Raw genomic sequence first — 15240 nt, 5'->3', positions numbered from 1 at the left:
CTCCGCCTCGAGCGCCGCGAGCCGGCCAGGGCGCGCACCAGCGTGATCTTGTTCGACGCCGGCCCCTCGCAGCTCGGCGGCCCGCGCCTCGCCCACCTCGCCGCCCTCCTCGCCCTCGCCCGCCGCGCCAGCCTCGGCCGCGCCGCGCTCGCCTGGGGCGTCCTCCAGGCCCCCGACGTCCCGCTCGTCGACGCCGTCACCCGCGACACCATCCGCGCCCTCCTCGCCCGCCGCACCGCCGTCGCCCCCACCGCCGCCGACGTCGAGTCCTGGAGGACATGTCTCCACGGACAGGACCACAAGGACATATGGTTGATCGGCGGCTCGACCGTGCGCCGCCTCGCCTGGCCCGGCGTCGCCACCGTCGAGCTGCGCGACGTCCTCGGCGCCGAGCCGCCGGAGCTCGCCGCCGACCTGCGCACCGCCGCCGGTCGCACCGTCGCCGTCCGCCTGCCGCTGCCCGACGGCCCCGCCTGTGTCCGCCTGATCCGCGACCCCTTTCCGCCCGATCGCGCCACGCCCAGCGCCCGCGACCGCCGCCGCACCCGCCGCGTCCCCGCCACCAACCTCGTCATCGCCCACGACGGCTCGCGCGTGTTCGCCGGCGCCCAGGCCGGCGGCGTCATCGTCTATCCCGTCCCGCACTCGCCCCAGGGCGGCGTCGGCAAGCCCAAGCTGCACTTCCCCGAGCTGCCGCGCCCGCCCGCCGCCGTCGGCTCGTACAACCGCGGCAGCGCGGCCCTCGTGGTCCAGGACGACGGCACGGCCGTGCTGCTCCGCAAGGCCAGCCGATCGGCGAGCAGCCACGACAGCCTGCACTTCCCCCGGGGATCGACGCCGCTGACCCGGCCCGACACCCTGCGCCCGCTGTTCTTCGGCGACAACCACACGGTCTTCCACGACGGCAACGACGACCTGTACACATTCCAGGAGCGCCCCGACAAATCGACGTTCTACTTCCGCACCCGGCCGATCCTGGCCTTCGCCTACTGCGGCGGATGGACCGCCCACGTGTCATGGCGCGACTTCGGGCCCGACGGCGAAGTGCCCAATCAGTGGATCCTCGTGGGCGGCCCCGCCGTCCAAGCACCGCACCTCCTCGGCCCCGATCGACCGCTCGGCGCCCACTTCGCGCGCGACGCCGCCAACGGCTGGCACTGCGCCGTCTCCCTCGCGCCCGGCCACTGGCGGCTCCACAACGACAAGGACATCCACGCCGAGTGGACCACCGAGGACCGCGTGATCGGCCTCTTGCCCGGCCATCACCTCGGCGACTTCAAGGACCACGTCCCCGCCCTCGTCACCCTCACCTCCGACCGCAACTTCCTCGTCCTCCACCGCGGCACCACCCGCCACCTCGTCACCGCCGAGGACCCGGTCGTCCACGCCACCATCGCGCTCGTCAGCGGCCACCTCGCCTACGTCACCACCCGCGGCACCGTCGTCGTCCTGCGCCCGCCCTACGACGCCCCCCTCGCCCGCTTCGTGCCGGAGGACGCGTGACCGTCCGCCCGCGCCACACCGTCCACCGCGGCAGCGTCGAGGCCATCGGCGTGATCGTCACGGCCTTCGCCGGCGACGTCCTCGCCGCCCGCCGGCGCGTCCTCGACCTCTGGCAGCCCGGCGCCACCGTGTTCGCCGTCGCCGACGACGCGTGGTTCGTGCTCTGGCCGCAAGCCCGCCGCCTCCGCAGCGACCGCGCCCCCGGCCTCCCGGTGACCGCCCAGGGCCGCTGGCTCGTCAGCGCCCCGCTGGCCGACGACGAGCTCGCCGCCCTCGACCCACCGACCGGCGCGCTCGTCCACGTGCGCCGCGGCGCCTGCGAATTCATCACGCTCGAGCGCCCCGTCGACCCCGGCGAATGGCTCGCCGTCGACGACCTCGAGATCGTCGAGGTCGGCTCGCTCGGCGATCCCCCCCGCCCCGCCGCCGCGCACCACGACCCGCGACCCGTCCGGGCAATGTTCAATGACCTCGTCGGGCCGCCGCCCCCGGCCGCAAAGGCCGTCGCCGCCGCGATGTGGGCCGCGGCCGCGCGGCGCGAACAGGCCCGCGTCGACGCCCGGGCCCGCAGCGCCGCCGCCCGCTCCGAGGTCATCACCCGCGACGCCCCGAAGTGGTTCGCCGGCGCCCTCGGAGCCATCGCGGTCGTCGTGCTGTTCACCATCCCGGGGGCCGCCGTCTCGCTGCTCGGCGTGCTCGCCATCGTTCCGGCGCTGGCGCTCGGCGCCGCCGCGATCCGCCGCATCCTCGGCGAATCAGGCCCCGCCCCTGCACCGCCCCCGCGACCTGCGTCCCCGCCACCACCACCCGGTTCACCGCCACCTCGCTCGCGCCTGTTCGACGCCATCGCCCGCTTCCTCGACTACACCGGCCTGCTGCGCCTCCTCGGCCGCCAGCACGCGCGATACCTGCGACGCCTGGTCGACATGTTCGAGCGCGGCGACTACGGCGAGGCCCTGCGCCACGCCATCCCGCTCGGCGGCGGCGCCGACGACACGCCCGGCGCGCCCCCTCTCGGCCCGTTCGGCGCGCGCAAGGACCTGCAGATCCGTCCGGGAGCCGTCCCCGCGAATTCGTCGCTGCTGCTCGAGAGCAGCGAGTTTTCCTACCTGCGCAAGCTCTACCGCAAGGCCTTCGATCGGCTCGCCCACGACGGCCGCATCGACGAAGCCGCCTTCATGCTCGCCGAGCTGTTGCACGCGCACGAGGAGGCCGTCGCCTTCCTCGAGCGTCACGGTCGCGGCCGCGTCGCCGCCGAGATCGCCGAGGCCCGCGGCCTCCCGCCCGGCATGGTCGTGCGCCAGTGGTTCCTCGCCGGCGACCGCCAGCGCGCCGTCCTCGTCGCCCGCCGCAAGGGCGCCTTCGCCGACGCCGTCGCCCGCCTCGAGCGCGAGCCGGAGCGCCGCGACGAGGCGGCCGAATTGCGCCTCGCCTGGGCCGAGACCCTCGCCGCCGCCGGCGACTTCGAGGCCGCCGTCGACGTCGCCACACCTGTCCCCGAGGCCATCTCAAAGGTCCGCCAGTGGATGACCGACGCCATCGAGCGCGGCGGTCCGCCCGGCGCGCGGATGCTCGCGCGCAAGCTGCAGCGCTTCGACGACGCCCTCGGCGAGCACCTCGACCTGCTCGCCCGCCTCACCGACCCCGACGACCCGACGCACACCGACGCGCGCGTGCACATGCTCGCGACCTTCGCCGCCGGCACCGTGCCCGTGCGGACCGCCGCGCGCCCGCTGGTCCGCGCCCTGCTCGCCGACGCCGCCCGCGGCGAGCGACCGATCGACAGGCCGCAGTTCCGCAAGCTCGCGCTCATGCTCCGCGACGACGCCCTCCGCGTCGACCTCCCCGCCTGGCCCAGCCCCCCGCCGCCCGAGCCGCTGCAGCAGGCCGCGAGCCCGCGCGCGATCGCCTACGGCCTCGGCGACGTCGGCGCGATCGCGGTCCTCGACCTCGCCGTCCTGCCCGACGGCGCGCTGCTCGTCGCGCTCGGCGAGCTCGGCGTCCGCCTCTACGACCGCCTCGGCAAGCTGCGCTGGCACGCCGACCAGCCCGCGCATGCGCTCGTCGTCTCCGATCACGGCGACCGTGCGATCGCCGTCGCCCCGCGCGGCCCCGACGTCGTCCGCCTGGCCCGCCTCGACCTCGTCCGCCGCAAGGCCGCCTCGTGGTGCGAGGCCCGGCTCGCCCGCTGGGCCGCGAGCTTCGACGGCCACACCTGGCTCGTCGCCGAGACCTCGATCCTCCGGCCCGAGCGCACGCAGCTGGTACTCGTCGACACCCTCGTCGACGCCGAGCTGCGCGCCCTCGATCGCCGCGACCTCGACGACGCCGCGATCGTCGCCATCGCCCGCGCCCCCGCCGTCGCCGTCGTCACCGTCGCGCGCGGGCCCAACGCGCTCGAGCGCTGGCGCTGGGACCTGCCCGACTGGACCCTGCGCCGGCGCGAGCTCGTGCTGGGCCCCCAATCCACCGCTGTCGCCCAGGTCCTCGGCCTCGCCTACGCCGGCGCCCGTTGGTTCGAACGCCTGTGCAGCGCCGAGTCGCCGCGCGGCGAGCACGTCTCCTGCCACCGCGCCGACGTCGACGGCCTCGCCCCGCTCCTGCTCGTCTCGCGCGAGGACCAGCGCGCCGTCGGCACCCCGGGCGACGGCCCGGGCCTCGCCGGCGACCTCCTCAGCCTCCCCGGCGCCCCGCTGCAGGTCGTCGTCGACGGCCCGTGGCTGGCCGTCGCCCTGCGCTTCGAGACATGTCTCGAAGTACATGTCATCACCGTCGCCGACCGCCGGACCCGCGCCGTCGTCGCGCTCGCCGGCGCCCGGCGGGCCGCGCTCCGCCTCGTCGATCCGCTGCTCGCGATCGCCGACGATCGCGGCCGCGTGCTGGCGATCGACCTCCGCGACGGCGCCCTCCGGCGGTCGCTGCGCGTGGTCTGACGGACCCGCGCAAAACAGCGTCAGAAGGCCACCAGCGGCCTCTCCCGCGCCGTCCCGGGTGGTCCGCACCAGATCAAGCGGCTCGCGTATACGAGGCTCAACCCCGCGCGACGATCATGGCATTCGACAGCGACACCCTCAACTCGATCTACGCCTCCACCCAGGGCTTCTGTCACCGTTGCCGCCGCAAGCTCGCGTTCTCGCGGTTCGGTCTGCACGACGGCCGCGGCGCCTGGGACATCGACGCCGTCAGCCCGCACCCCAAGGTCACCGCCTTGCTGCCCGGCTGCCTGCGCTGCGTGCAGAAGCCGACCCCGCGGCGCCTGCCGAGGTCCGCGCCGGCCCCCGTCGTCGGCGACGACAAGCCCGCCGCGCGGCCGGAGGCCGGCGGCGAGCCGGCCCCCGACGAGGACACGCCGATCGGCGACACCGCCCTCGTCGGCGGCGCCGCCGGGGCCGTGATCGGCGGCCTGTGGGGCGCCGTGCTCGGCGGCCTCATCGCCATCGGCCTCCAGCTGTGGGGCTGACCCTCTCGACATGCTCTCATGGACATGTCGCCATGGACATGCCCTGATCGACATGCCCTCAACGACATCTCATCCGGGCTCGAACGCGAACGGGTAGCTGACCTTCACCACGCCGCCGTCGGGCTTGGGGAACAGCCAGTTCATCACCGTCGCCTCGATGCAGCCCTCGACCGTCGCGTCGGCCAGCGTCGAGCCCTGGACCTCGCTGCTGCTGACATGGCCGTCGGTACCGATCATGAAGTCCACCGTCAGCTTGCCGGCCAGCTCCGGCTTGCGGGCCAGGCCCTCGTTGTAGCAGGCGCGGATCTCCGGGATGTGCGCGCGCACCACCCTGCGGATCAGGTCCTTGTCGAGCGAACCCTCGTCCGCGCGCGCCGGGGCGGCCGCCGTCACGATCGTGGTGAGCATCAGTAGCGAGAACATCTTGCGCATGGTGTCGCGTCTCCTTCGTTCGCCCCGTTCCACGGCGACGCGACCCCGAGGTTCCCGGCCACCGCGATCTTTCTCGCGGCTACCATCATAAAAGGAGGCCCCGACCCTGCGGGCGATCTCGCTCGCGCCCCCAAGAGCACCGCTGTGCGGCCGCCCGGCGTTTTTTTGCGGCGCTCGGGAACCCGCAGCGAGCCGCGCCGTGACACCCTCGCGTGACCGCCCTCGCCTCGCGGGACCCCGACGCCGTGCCGCCTCCTCGACCACCGGACGAGCTCGACGAGCTCACGCTGGCCCGCGCCCAGCGGGGCGACGCGCGGGCGCGGCGGGACCTGGTGGTCCGCTATCAACGCCCCGTGTTCGCGCTGCTGTCGCGCATGCTACACGGCCGCGCCGGCGCGCCGCCGGTCGAGGACCTGGCCCAGGAGACTTTTTTGCGGGTGTTCCGGGCCCTGCAGGGATTCGACCGCCGCGGGCCGGCGCGGCTGTCGACGTGGATCTTGACGATCGCCAGCCGGCTGGCGATCGACGAGCTGCGGCGACGCCGGCCCGACATCGCCCCGATCGACCCCGCCGCCGAGCCTGCAGGCCCCGACGCCGCCGACGCCGACGCCGAGCGGACCCGCCTGGCCGCGGCGCTGCAGCTGGCGATCGACGACCTGTCCCCCGAGTTCCGCGCGGCCTTCCTGCTGCGCGAGTACCACGAGCTCGAGTACGCGGAGATCGCGGACAACCTGCAGATCGATCTCGGCACCGTGAAGTCGCGACTGTCCCGCGCCCGCGCCGCCCTGCGCCGCGCCCTGGAGGAGGTGTACCGTGCACGATGAACCTCGCACCGACGCCGAGCGCCGCGCGCTCGCGGCGTTCACCGCCGCCGAGCCGCCGGCCGACTTCGCCGACCGCGTCCTCGCGGCCGACCTCGCCGAGCGCCGCGGCACCGAGTCTCGCGCCCCGTTCGGCCGCCTGCTCGGCCTCGGCGCCCCGCGCCTGGCCGGCCTCGCCGTCGCCGCCGTCGCCGTCGCCGTCGCCACCGCCGCGGCCGCCGGCTGGATGCCCGAATGGACAGGTCTCTCGCGACATGCTCCGAAGATCATCCCCGCCGAGCCCCCGCGCGACGCGGCCCCGGTGGCCGCGGCCCTGCCCGAGGGCCCGCCGGTGCCCGAGCTGGCGCTGCCGGCCGACCTCGAGGCGCGCGTCGACGCCTACATCGGCGCGTTCGGCCGCAACTACGGCGACGCCTTCAAGTTCCACGGCGTCGTCGGCGTGGTCAAGGACGGCGAGCTCGTGCTGACCCGCGGCTACGGCCGCGCCGACCTGCGCCGCGACGGCCCCAACACCGCGACCACCAGGTTCAAGATCGGCTCGCTGACCCAGACCTTCACCGCCGCGGCGATCTTGCAGCTGCGCGACCGCGGCCTGGTCGACCTCGACGCACCTGTCCGCAAGTACATCCCCGACTACCCCGCCACCGGCAACCGGATCACCCTGCGCCACCTGCTGACGCACACCTCGGGGATCCCCAGCTACACCGACGCCGCGGTGTTCCTGGTCGGCCACACCCGCCCGGTCACCACCGCCGACGTGCGGGCGATCTTCCAGGACCTGCCGCTCGAGTTCGCCCCGGGCACCGACTTCGACCTCAGCAACTCGGGCTACTTCCTCCTCGGCCAGGTCGTCGAGAACGTGGCCCGCCAGCCCTTCGCCGACTACCTGACGCACAACGTCCTCGCGCCCGCGGGCATGAAGGACAGCGGGATCGGCCTCACCCCGGGCGCGCTCGGCCACGAGTTCGACGAGGACGAGGTGCTCGTGCCGGCCGCGCAGCGCCACTTCTCCGCCTACGGCAGCGCCGCCGGCATGGTCTCGACCGCCGCCGACCTGGCCCGCTGGGACCGCGCCCTGCGCACGCCCGGCCTCGTGCTCTCGCAGAAGAGCCTCGACGAGATGACCACCGTCGCGCGCGGCGAGTACGGCATCGGCTGGTTCGTGCGCAAGGACGGCGGCGACACGATCGCCTGGCACCCCGGCGGCGTCGAGGGCTACAACGCCACGATCGCCCGCTTCCTCGGCGACGGCGTCACCGTGTTCGTGCTCGCCAACACCGAGGCCGTCGACACCCGCGCCGTCGCCTACGACCTGGCGCAGATCGCCCACGGCGCCGAGGTCCAACCGCCGCAGGAGCACACCGAGGTGCGCCTGTCGGTCGCCGAGCTCGCCCGCTACAGCGGCAACTACGTGCTCACCGAGACGACGCAGCAGGCGATGAAGGGCCTCATCGAGGCCGACGAACTCGGCGCCCTGCAGCAGGTCCGCGTGCTCCGCATCGATGATCGCCTGTTCATGCGCGTGCCGGAGCACGGCGACAAATGGATGCACTACATGGGCGACGACCGCTTCTTCTTCAAGGACCCCTCGGCCACCCTCGCCGAGTTCGGCCCGCCCGGCGCCCCCGTCGCCCACCTCACGCTGCAGCAGGGCGAACTGCGTTTTATCCTCAAGCGTGAGCGCGACGGCTGAAGCGTGATCGAGAGCGGGGATTTGACAACCTCGCGCCCCCGCTCGTATCGTGCCGGCTGGGGGATCTTCTCATGTCCAAACGTACTGTTCTCTCGGGCCATGTCGTTACGCGCAGCTTGATGGTCGCGCTGCCGTGGCTGCTCATGGCCGCGCCCGCGTGCGACGGCGGCGAGCGCAAGTCGATCGCCGACCAGATCGGCCCGGAGTCCAAGAAGGTGTCGGAGCTCAAGCAGGAGTCCAAGGTCTCGGAGGAGGAGCTGGCGCGCCGCCGCAAGGAGGCCGGCTTCAAGACCAAGGCCGAGATCGACGCCGAGCTGGCGGCCGAGAACGCCAAGGAGATGGAGAAGGTCGAGCGCGAGTGGATCAAGACGCGGCTCAAGGAGTACAAGGCGCTCGACGCCGACACCGGCAAGTTCATCGACGACCTCGAGAAGGAGACCGGCAAGTGGGCGGCCGCGAAGGACCCGCAGAAGGCCGCCGACAAGGGCATCAAGCCGCTGCAGGACCGCTTCAAGGCGCTGATCAAGCAGATCGACAAGCTGTCCGAGCGCAGCACCAAGGGCGGCAACACCCAGGCCAGCTACAACAAGCTGTTCCGCCCGCTCGAGGAGGTGGTGAACAACCTCGGCCCGGAGATCGCCGGCGAGGCCGCGTTCACCGACGCTCTCAAGAACGCGCGCACCGAGCTCGAGGGCATCAACAAGGCGCTCGACGAGATCGAGAAGGACGAGACCCTCACCACCAACAAGTTCAAGGAGGGCGAGGGCGAGGACGAGGACGCGAAGGACGAGAAGAAGAAGAAGAAGTAGCGCGTAGGGGCGCCGCCGCGCGCGCGCGCGCGCGAACGGCCGCGACGACCACGCACCCGCGCGCGGCCACGGTTCCCGGGCGGCAATACAGCGCGGCGAGCGGCGTACGCCGCTCTGGTCGCGTATCCTCCCGGCCACCGATGTCCGCTCTCACCATCGTGCTGTTCGTCCTGGGCCTCGTGCTCCTCGTCGTCGGCGCCGAGCTGCTGGTGGGAGGCGCGGCCCGCCTCGCGGCCCGGCTCGGCGTGACCCCGCTGGTCATCGGCCTCACCGTCGTCGCCTTAGGCACCTCGGCCCCCGAGCTCGCCGTCTCGATCAGCGCCGCGCTCGCGCCCGGCGGCGGCGCCGACGTCGCGCTCGGCAACATCGTCGGCAGCAACATCTTCAACCTGCTGTTCATCCTCGGCCTGTCCGCTCTGCTCGCGCCGCTGATCGTCCAGCGCCAGCTGGTGCGCCTCGACGTGCCGCTGATGATCCTCGCCTCCGCGGCGTGCTGGTTGATGGCCGCCGACGGCACGATCGGCCGCGTCGACGGCGTCGTGCTGTTCGCCGCCCTGGCGGCCTACACCGTCATCCTGCTGCGGATCGCCCGCCGCAGCGGCGACAGCGGCGGCGACGAGGCCCCGCTGACCGAGCCCGGCAGCCTGACCGCGAAGGTACCTGTCCAATTGGTCATGTTGGTGGCGGGCCTCGGCATGCTGGTGCTCGGCTCGCACTGGCTGGTCGACGGCGCGGTCGCGTTCGCGCGCCTGTTCGGCGTCAGCGAGCTGGTCATCGGCCTGACCATCGTCGCCGCCGGCACCTCGCTGCCCGAGGTCGCGACCTCGGTGCTGGCCGCCGTCCGCGGCCAGCGCGACATCGCCGTCGGCAACGTCGTCGGCAGCAACATCTTCAACATCTTCTGCGTCCTCGGCATCAGCGCCGCCGTCGCGCCGAACGGCATCGCCGTGGCCCCGGCCGCGCTGGCGTTCGACATCCCGGTGATGACCGCGGTCGCCGTGTCGTGCCTGCCGCTGTTCATCACCGGCGGCAGCCTGTCGCGCTGGGAGGGCCTGCTGTTCCTGTTCTATTACTGCGCGTACACGGCCTACCTGATCCTCGCGTCGCAGCAGCACGAGGCGCTGGCGACCTACGGCATGGCCATGCGCTACGTCGCCCTGCCGCTGACCGCGATCACGCTGCTGGTCGGCCTCGTGCTCGAGCTGCGCCGGCGCCGTCGAGCCGCATGAGCCGCGGCCACGCTCGTGGCGAGCGCGAAGCTCGGGTCGCGCTGCGCCCGCTCACGGCCGCGTGCGTGACCGGTTTGCGCGGATCGGTTACCGTGCCCGCGTGTCCGCCGGCGAAGCGCTCCCGATCCCCGTCCCGCCCGACCGCGACCCGCCCGAGCTGACGCGCGGGCCTCTGGTGCTCGGCGTGATCCTCGGGGTCATCTTCGGCGCCTCGTCGATCTACCTCACCCTCAAGGTCGGCCTCACCGTCTCCGCCTCGATCCCCGTCGCGGTGCTCGCGATCACCGTCCTGCGCGCGCTCAGCAGCGCGCTGAGGACCCGGCGCGCCACCATCCTCGAGAACAACACCGTGCAGACGGCCGGCTCGGCCGGCGAGTCGATCGCGTTCGGCGTCGGCGTCACCATGCCGGCGCTGATGATCCTCGGCTACGACATGGACGTCGGCCGCGTCATGCTGGTGGCGATCCTCGGCAGCGTCCTCGGCGTGCTGCTGTTCTCGCCGATGCGCCGGCCGATGATGGCCGACAAGGCGCTGGCGTTCCCCGAGGGCACCGCCTGCGCCGAGGTGCTCAAGGTCGGCGAGCGCGGCGGAGCCACCGCCCGCACCGTGTTCACCGGCTTCTTCGTCGGCCTGTTCTACAAGCTGGCGATGGCCGGCGCGCACCTGTGGAAGGAGGTGCCGACGTGGGTCTCGGGCGGCGCGAAGACGGTGGTCACGCCGAACGGCGCGCTCACCACCCACGAACCGGGCGTGCTGCCGGGCGGCTCGGTGGGGGCCGAGATCTCGCCGGAGCTGCTCGGGGTCGGCTACATCGTCGGCCTGCGCGTCGGCGGGATCATGCTCGGCGGCGGCGTGCTGTCGTACCTGGTGCTGATCCCGATGATCAAGTTCTTCGGCAGCGCCGGCCCCGAGGCGCTGGTGTTCCCCGGCACCAAGCCGATCGCGGCGATGAGCATCGACGACATCCGCAACGCCTACGTGCTCTACATCGGCGCCGGCGCGGTCGCGGCCGGCGGCATCATCAGCATGGGGCGCTCGCTGCCGACCATCGTCTCGTCGCTGCGCGCCGGCCTGTCCTCCTTGCAAGGTGACAAGGGACAGGCGGCGGTGCTCCGCACCGAGCGCGAGCTGTCGATGAAGGTCGTCCTGCTCGGCGCGCTCGGGGTGATCACCGCGATCAGTCTGTCGCCGTTCTTCCCGGTCGGCTTCCTCGGCGCGCTGCTGATGGCCCTGTTCGCCTTCCTGTTCGTCACGGTGTCGGGCCGGCTCACCGGCGAGATCGGCTCGTCGTCGAACCCGATCTCCGGCATGACGGTGGCGACCCTGCTGCTCACCTGCCTGATCTTCCTCGCCGCCGACTGGGTCGGGCCCGAGCACCGCCTCGGCGCGCTCACCATCGCCGGCGTCGTCTGCGTCGCCGCCAGCGTCGGCGGCACCACGGCCCAGTCGCTCAAGACCGGCGCGCTGATCGGCGCCACCCCGCGGCGGCAGCAGATCGCCATGATCGTCGGCTCGGCCACCTCGGCGCTGGTGATCGGCTTCACCCTCTTGCTGCTCAACAACGCCAGCACGGTCTTCACCCTCGAGCACGAGGCTGTCGGCGTGCTCGCGCCCGCCGACGTCCCGCTCGGCCCGCCCGAGCCGCTGCGCGGCCCCGAGGCGCTGAGCGACTCGGCCAGCTACCGCGTGCTGCAGCTGCCCAAGCCGCGCGACGGCATCCCGGCCGGCAAGTACCTGGTCGACGAGGCCGGCAAGATCAAGTACCTCGTCGACCCCGGCATCAACGGCAGGATCAAGCGGCGCGACGACGGCACCCCCGTGGTCAAGTACGACGCGCCCAAGGCCAGCCTGATGGCGCTCATCACCGACGGCATCCTGACCCAGCAGCTGCCGTGGGTGCTCGTCATCCTCGGCGTCATGATCGCGGTCACCCTCGAGCTCGCCAGCGTCAGCGCGCTGCCGTTCGCCGTCGGCGTGTACCTCCCGCTGTCCGCCAGCGCGCCGATCTTCATCGGCGGCCTCGTGCGTCACTTCGCCGACCGCGCCCGCCAGCGCCAGCGCGCCGCCGCCGGCCTCGCCAGCGAGAGCGAGCTCGAGGCCGAGTCGAGCCCCGGCGTGCTGATGTCGAGCGGCCTCATCGCCGGCGGCGCGATCGCGGGCATCGGCCTGGCCCTGCTCGCGCTGGCCCCGTCGGTCCAGCACGCGATCAACTTCGGCGAGGCCGGCGCCGAGCTCGGCGACCTCGCCTCGCTGGTGCCGTTCGGCGTGCTGATCTTCTTCCTCGTGCTCGTCGCGCGGCGATGAGGTGCAAAGGACATGTTCTTGTGAACATGTCCTTCGAGACCGCGGTCGTCTCGCGCCGCGCCGTCACACCGGCAGGCGATAGCGCCAGTGTGACAGCGGGTCGCGGCGGACGAACACGTGCATCCCGCCCTCGCCCGCCGACAGGGTGAAGATCGAGCGGTCGACGCTCCACTCGTAGCCGAGGGTGGTCACGTCGACATGAATCAAGAGCCAGGTCGGAAAGGGCAGCTTCCACAGGAAGTTGCGGACGAACTCGGTGATGCTGCGGAACCGGCCGGCGTAGATCGGCATCGCCTCGGCGACGCCGTCGTCGCCGAAGCGGGCGCGCAGCATCCGGCGCACGTGCTCGGCCTGGCGCTCGGTGTCGGCCTCGCCGCCCTCGTCGTCGTCGAGGCGGAAGGCGTACAGGGTGCCCTGGCGCTCGACGGTCCAGAAGTGGCGCTGCAGGTGCATGTCGAGGCCGATCGCGGTCATGTCGGTGCGCGGGTGCAGGTTGCCGGTGAAGCCGAGCGCGCCGCGGGCGAACGCGTCGAAGTCGCTGTAGGCCCCGAAGTACGCGCCGACGTACGAGAACGGCTGCGCCGCCTCGGGCAGCCCGGGCTCGGGCGCGCGCGCCAGCCGGGTGCCGCGACGCAGCACCCGCGCGTTGCTCAGCTCGCGGTGATGGCTGCGGAAGCGGTGCACGAGCGCGTCGACCTCGTCGAAGAGCCGCGCGACGTCGGGGTCGCTGTCGCCGAGCGCCGAGCGCTCGAGCGACGCGACCGCGGCCTTGACGAGTTCGTGGGCAAACCCCGTGGCGGTGCATCGTACGTCGCGACTGATCTCGTGCCGGGTCCGCTGCCTGCTGTCCATGCTGGCTTCCCTCGCTCTCACCTCGAAAAAGTTAGCCCCATCATAAGCCACCTCCCCCAGTCCCCACAAGTCCCCTCCCGTCACCGGCAGTCTCCACGCGTCTCCTGTCGTCGGCGCCGGAGCCCGGGGCGCCAGGCTCCGCGTCGCGCGCACTTCCGCCGCGCTCACAAAAGAGCTTCCGGCGGGAGCGGGAGCCGTGATAAGATGTTGGGTCGCTCGCGCGCCCGCTGCCGTTTCCCGCGTGACGGTGCAGGCGAAGCTGGCTACCGTGTGCGCGTGGCGCTCACCGACGAACAAGCGTGGACTCTGACCTCGGCCGGCCTCGTCGCGCTGGCCGACGGCGTGCTCAAGGGCGGCGAGGCGAGCCGGATCCTCGCGCTGGTCGACGCCCAGCTGGCCGCCGAGGAGCAAGACCTGTGGATCGATCGCCTCGCCGACGCGGGGGCGCTGTGGGAGTACACGCGCGGACTGCCGCGACCCCCGGCCGAGCGGGCCTCGCAGATCTTGCGTGCGGCCTGGTCGATCGCGCTGGTCGACGGCGAGGGCAGCAGCGAGGAGGTCGAGGTGCTCGCGCGACTCGGCGAGCTGTTCGGGGTCGGCCGCGAGCAGCTGGCGACGTGGCGCAGGACCTGGACGGCGGAGGCCGGCGAGCTGGCGCAGTACGTGGCCGCGTTCGCGGCGCTGCTGCTGCACCGCCGCGCCGACGCGGCGCGCGAGCCGATGCAGCCGATCGACGACCAGGGTCGCGGCGAATTTCAGGCCCTGCTGGCCCGCCTGCCGCTCAGCGAGGCGCGCCGCAGCCGGGCCATGCGCCTGCTCGATCAGGCGCCGACGATCGACGAGCTCGGCGGCGCCCTGCTGCTCGCCGAGCCGGCCCGCCGCGGCCAGGCGCTCGAGGAGATCGCCCGCCTGATCCGCGGCAGCAACCAGGTCGGCCCCGGCCGCCAGCTGTTCCTCGCCCTCACCGCGCGCATGGCCGTCCCCGAAGACGTCGCGCGCGTGATCCTCGACTGAGGTCGAGTATCACTCGGAACATGTCCTCCGGGACATTCGAGCCGCGCGTGCAGGGGTTGCGCTCGTCCTGTCCCTTGGGGCATCCGCTCCGCTCACTGCCGGAAGCAGCGCTGCGGCGGCGCGACGTCCTTGCGGACGAGCCCGGGGCACTGGCAGATCCCGTAGCCCTCGCCGCGGTGGGCGCCGCACACCAGGCCCGGGTCGCAGTCCTCGTGGCGGGCCGTCGCTCGGGTAGGGCCAGGCGCGGCAGTCGCCTCACCGTGCCCGCCGAGGTCGGCTTTCTGCAGCAGGGCCAGCGGCACGAGGGCACGGCAGTACGCTCGATCCAGCGTGAGTGCATGCACTCACGCTGGACCGGGCGCCGCCCGCCGTCGAGCCGCGGGCTCAGATCATCGGCCGATTCGGCGCGGCCGGCAGCTCTTGCAGCATCGTCTCGAGCCGGGCCAGGTGGTTCTGCGACTGGTCGAGCAAGGCCTGGAGCTCCTGCACGACGTCGGGCGACAGCAGCGGATCGGCGAGCAGCTTGGCGTAGCCCTCGTAGCCGACCACCTCGCCGCGGTGCAGCACGCGCAGCGGGACCTCGTCGTTGACGATCGACGCCAGGCGCTCGATCCCGGTCGCCAGCGAGCCCCACACGCCCGAGCCCTCGGGCTCGACGCCGCCGTGGTTGCGGATGAGCGCCCCGAGCCGGCGCACCGCGGCGCGGTGCTCGTCGCGCAGCTGGAGCAGCGCGTTCTCCTCCGGTTGACCGCTGAACTTCTGCAGCGCGCGGTCGTATGCTTCGATCGCGGACAACTCGCCGCGGTATTGCGACACCAGCGAGTCCATGAGTGGCTTGGATAGTGCCATGGGCGCGTCCTCCGAACGCAACCGTGACCGACGACACCGACCTGTCAAGCCGCCGCCGCTGCGCCCCCTGCGCGGCCAGCGGCCGCGGCCGTACCGGGAGCGGCTGGCGCGGGCCGGCATATGACTCTTCGAGCATGCTCGTTCATACATGTTCTTGTAGCCATGTCGCTCGCGCCCGCACGCGCGCGTGGGCGCGCCGCGGCGGGCGTGTGACGCCGACGAGTGGCCGGGCGGCCGCGCCGGCGTCACACTGGAGAGATGGAGGCGCTCGTG

Annotated in this window: 12 protein-coding genes and 1 pseudogene; 9 read left to right on the top strand and 4 right to left on the bottom strand. The window is 73.0% G+C overall.

The features are described 5' to 3' along the window. The 3 genes and pseudogenes from K7C98_RS07895 to K7C98_RS07885 form a co-directional block, all read left to right on the top strand. Positions 1-1503 (top strand): annotated as a pseudogene (locus K7C98_RS07895) (hypothetical protein); the annotation flags it as partial. After that, a complete protein-coding gene (locus tag K7C98_RS07890) occupies positions 1500-4436 on the top strand; it encodes a bpX6 domain-containing protein (RefSeq protein ID WP_224190959.1) in 2937 nt (978 codons plus the stop codon). The pseudogene K7C98_RS07895 and the gene K7C98_RS07890, both read left to right, overlap by 4 nt. Before the next feature lie 116 nt (positions 4437-4552). Further along, positions 4553-4963 carry a hypothetical protein gene (locus K7C98_RS07885; RefSeq protein ID WP_224190958.1) on the top strand — a complete coding sequence of 137 codons (411 nt, stop codon included), beginning with the start codon at positions 4553-4555 and terminating at the stop codon, positions 4961-4963. Positions 4964-5032: 69 nt separating this feature from the next. Here the strand turns inward: K7C98_RS07885 and K7C98_RS07880 are convergent, their stop codons facing one another. After that, a complete protein-coding gene (locus K7C98_RS07880) occupies positions 5033-5395 on the bottom strand; it encodes an AgmX/PglI C-terminal domain-containing protein (RefSeq protein WP_224190957.1) in 363 nt (120 codons plus the stop codon). Between the two features lie 245 nt (positions 5396-5640). Here K7C98_RS07880 and K7C98_RS07875 point away from each other — a divergent pair, with 245 nt between their 5' ends. The 5 genes from K7C98_RS07875 to K7C98_RS07855 all read left to right on the top strand — a co-directional run bounded on the left by K7C98_RS07875 (position 5641) and on the right by K7C98_RS07855 (position 12252). Continuing rightward, positions 5641-6219: an RNA polymerase sigma factor gene (locus K7C98_RS07875; RefSeq protein WP_224190956.1), complete on the top strand. Its 579-nt coding sequence runs from the start codon at positions 5641-5643 to the stop codon at positions 6217-6219. Beyond that, positions 6209-7909 (top strand): serine hydrolase domain-containing protein, encoded by a 1701-nt coding sequence (locus K7C98_RS07870; protein WP_224190955.1) that lies wholly within the window; start codon positions 6209-6211, stop codon positions 7907-7909. Before K7C98_RS07875 ends, K7C98_RS07870 begins: the two co-directional genes overlap by 11 nt. Positions 7910-7980: 71 nt before the next feature. Then, complete coding sequence (locus K7C98_RS07865) at positions 7981-8718, top strand: hypothetical protein (protein WP_224190954.1); 738 nt, start codon at positions 7981-7983, stop codon at positions 8716-8718. 140 nt (positions 8719-8858) lie between these two features. Further along, positions 8859-9947: a calcium/sodium antiporter gene (locus tag K7C98_RS07860; protein ID WP_224190953.1), complete on the top strand. Its 1089-nt coding sequence runs from the start codon at positions 8859-8861 to the stop codon at positions 9945-9947. Between the two features lie 100 nt (positions 9948-10047). Further along, positions 10048-12252 carry an OPT family oligopeptide transporter gene (locus K7C98_RS07855; RefSeq protein WP_224190952.1) on the top strand — a complete coding sequence of 735 codons (2205 nt, stop codon included), beginning with the start codon at positions 10048-10050 and terminating at the stop codon, positions 12250-12252. 63 nt (positions 12253-12315) lie between these two features. On the opposite strand, the gene K7C98_RS07850 is transcribed toward K7C98_RS07855, so the two are convergent. Next, positions 12316-13104, bottom strand: a complete 789-nt coding sequence (locus K7C98_RS07850; protein ID WP_224190951.1) for a hypothetical protein — start codon at positions 13102-13104, stop codon at positions 12316-12318. Positions 13105-13380: 276 nt separating this feature from the next. On the opposite strand from K7C98_RS07850, the gene K7C98_RS07845 reads away from it, so the two are divergent. Then, a complete protein-coding gene (locus tag K7C98_RS07845) occupies positions 13381-14118 on the top strand; it encodes a TerB family tellurite resistance protein (protein WP_224190950.1) in 738 nt (245 codons plus the stop codon). A gap of 92 nt (positions 14119-14210) precedes the next feature. Here the strand turns inward: K7C98_RS07845 and K7C98_RS07840 are convergent, their stop codons facing one another. Both K7C98_RS07840 and K7C98_RS07835 read right to left on the bottom strand, forming a co-directional pair. Continuing rightward, entirely contained in the window at positions 14211-14420 is a 210-nt protein-coding gene (locus K7C98_RS07840) for a hypothetical protein (protein ID WP_224190949.1), read from the bottom strand. A gap of 82 nt (positions 14421-14502) precedes the next feature. Further along, complete coding sequence (locus K7C98_RS07835; RefSeq protein ID WP_224190948.1) at positions 14503-14946, bottom strand: DUF2383 domain-containing protein; 444 nt, start codon at positions 14944-14946, stop codon at positions 14503-14505. Positions 14947-15240: the final 294 nt, after the last annotated feature.

Origin of the sequence: Nannocystis pusilla (assembly GCF_020073745.1) — a bacterium.
Lineage (GTDB): Bacteria > Myxococcota_A > Polyangia > Nannocystales > Nannocystaceae > Nannocystis > Nannocystis radixulma.
The sequence above is the reverse complement of the archived record's forward strand: the minus strand, read 5'-3'. Positions and strand labels throughout refer to the sequence as shown.